The sequence below is a fragment of the Ligilactobacillus equi DSM 15833 = JCM 10991 genome, assembly GCF_000615765.1.
Taxonomy (GTDB): domain Bacteria; phylum Bacillota; class Bacilli; order Lactobacillales; family Lactobacillaceae; genus Ligilactobacillus; species Ligilactobacillus equi.
This window is the reverse complement of the sequence record NZ_BAMI01000106.1, coordinates 1-2,530: the sequence shown is the minus strand read 5'-3', so window position 1 is coordinate 2,530 and position 2,530 is coordinate 1. Positions and strand designations below refer to the sequence as shown.

The following is a 2,530-nucleotide window of genomic DNA, read 5'->3' as shown; positions in this document are numbered from 1 at the left end:
TAGTTTAGCTTGTTAAAATGTATTGTTGTTAAAAAGAAGGAGAGACTATGTTTAAAAAAGGGAATAATTTTGATAGAGTAAAGCAAAGATTTAGTTTACGAGGGAATAATTTTGATAGAGTAAAGCAAAGATTTAGTTTACGTAAGTTAAATATTGGAGTATGTTCAGTTTTATTGGGCTTAACTTTTATGAGTGGCAATAATACTGTTAAGGCTGATACGACCAAAAATCCGACTAAGCTTGAAGAGTCGAAAGCCACAGATCAAAGTCAGACTGGACCTACACATCCACAAAAAGTAGTAGTAGTAGATGCATCAGCAGCTGTAAAAAACAACACTAATGATGCTGAATCTAGCAATGCTACTAATCATATCAATTCTGGTAATTCAGATAATGGAGGTTCTGATTTATCAGAGGTAGGTTTAAAAGGGATAAAGCAAAATAATAATGGCACAGAAACAGTAAATACTGCTAAAATTGCAGATCAAATCTATGCAAATACATATGAAGCCAGCCTTTTAGAAGTAGATGCTAATCCTAATTCATCTCATGACTCAAGTAATAATAATACTGAAACTAATTCACGTTCAACAATTATAGGATTAAATGAATATTCTGATCCTAAACATTTGGGTAAAGTAACTGAGCAACTTAGTGATACAGCACGTAGTATTAAACAAGTAAATATCACTCCTGATGAATTAAAACCAACGCTTTTAGACGAAACAGGTAAAGCAGTTGAGAACACATCAAAAGAATTGAATTTTGATTTAAGTGTATATGTTCATGACACAGTTAGTGGTGTAAATAATCTAGATTTAGATTGGCAAATTGATGATCGGTTAAGCAATCAAATCGATTCTATTTCTATTGATGAGGGTAAAGGTAAAACTCCTGTTACATTCAAGAAAGACACTAATTCTAATGTTTGGCGGGTAGATTTTAATAAAGCAACTCAAATGACTTGGGTATCAGGTGGTGTTCTTAATGGTCATGTTCAAAAAACAGGGACCATTACATTTAAGGATTCAATTTTTAATGTTCTAAAGCAAGCTGATATTTTAAATAAGGACAATGAGGTAGATACTAATAAAGATCCTTTAGTATACAGAAGTTATGTCTCTTACGAAGGAGATACAACAGAATCAGGTTTTGTTTGGGGAATTGGTTCGCAGTTTGTACGTGATGTTTATGAACCCCATTCAATTATTGCTACAACATTTAATACAAGTTACTTCAACACTGATAAAGATAATCAAATAATGGCTGCTGAAAAAAATTACGGTGTTTCGACAGCAGATCTGAATAAAGACGGTACACATAGTTTTGTTGGTGGTTATGATGATGTTTATTATGATTCTACAAACAACACTATTGTTGTTGATAACTATTTAAACCGTTGGGATAATAATGCAAACGATAAGGTCAAAGACTGGACCTATCATTATGGCGTCGATCCCAAGTTATTACCTTATATTAAAAGTGGGGAAATCAGTCGAATTGATTTTGGTGGTGTTGCTGATTCTGGGGCAAGTTATAAGAGTCAAGTGAGAGCATTACCAGATGCAACTAATGACAATGATCAAACGTATAATTACCATAATCAACTTTTACTTGATCAAAATGGAGACGGTGCTTTTTCGGGTCAAAAAGGCACTCAATATCAAGAATATGCAAGTGAACATCCAAGCATTTGGAATAATCACGGAAAAGTATCATCTAATTTAGGTAATTATTACTATGGTATTTTGAATAGTCGTCCATTAGTTATTAGAACTATTTATCATTTAAACGATAAGTTGAGTGATGGCAGCAAGATGTCATTGACCGGTTTATTGAGAGAAATCGGTAAAACAACTACTACACCTCAATTACTGTTCACTAATTTCATGACCGATACTGAGGGCAAAGTGGTAAAGGGTACAGAAAGTGTTAGTGCACCGACGTTTAATCAACTTTTTACCCCAATTGCTGGACCTGATCAAATTACCCAAACAGTAAATTATGTAGATGGTAAGAACCAAACTATTGCTTCTCAGAATTATGTTGGGAAGAAGGATACAACTCAAGACTTTACTGGTCAAGTGCCTCAAGGTTGGGTTTTAGATGGTGATACATTACCTAAGACAATCACAATTAGTACTAATGGTCCACAGAATATCAAAGTTAAAATTGATCCCCAATTAGTAAACGATTTACAGAATAATCTTAAAAATGCCAATGCTTTGCATGCCAATACTGACACACCAAAAGTAGCTGACGGTGCTTTAACTCAAGCGATTGCAGACGGAAATAATGCTTCAAAATTATTATATGGTAAAGATGCACCTACTAATATGCAAAATACCATTAATGAATTGGCTAATACTAATGATTTGGTTCAAGCATTAATCAATGGTAAAAATGCTGAAAGTACTGCTAAGTATTACAACGACACAGATGATAAGCAAAAGGCTTTAACCGATGCAATGACCGCTGGTACTAATGCCATTAGTTCAGGTATCACTGCTCAAGACCAATTTGAAGGAGC

Annotated in this window: 1 protein-coding gene; it reads left to right on the top strand. The window is 33.9% G+C overall.

Annotated elements, in window-relative coordinates:
• Positions 1–47: 47 nt before the first annotated feature.
• On the top strand, positions 48–2,530 hold a 2,483-nt coding region (locus JCM10991_RS15310), incomplete at its 3' end, for a YSIRK-type signal peptide-containing protein (protein WP_035189029.1).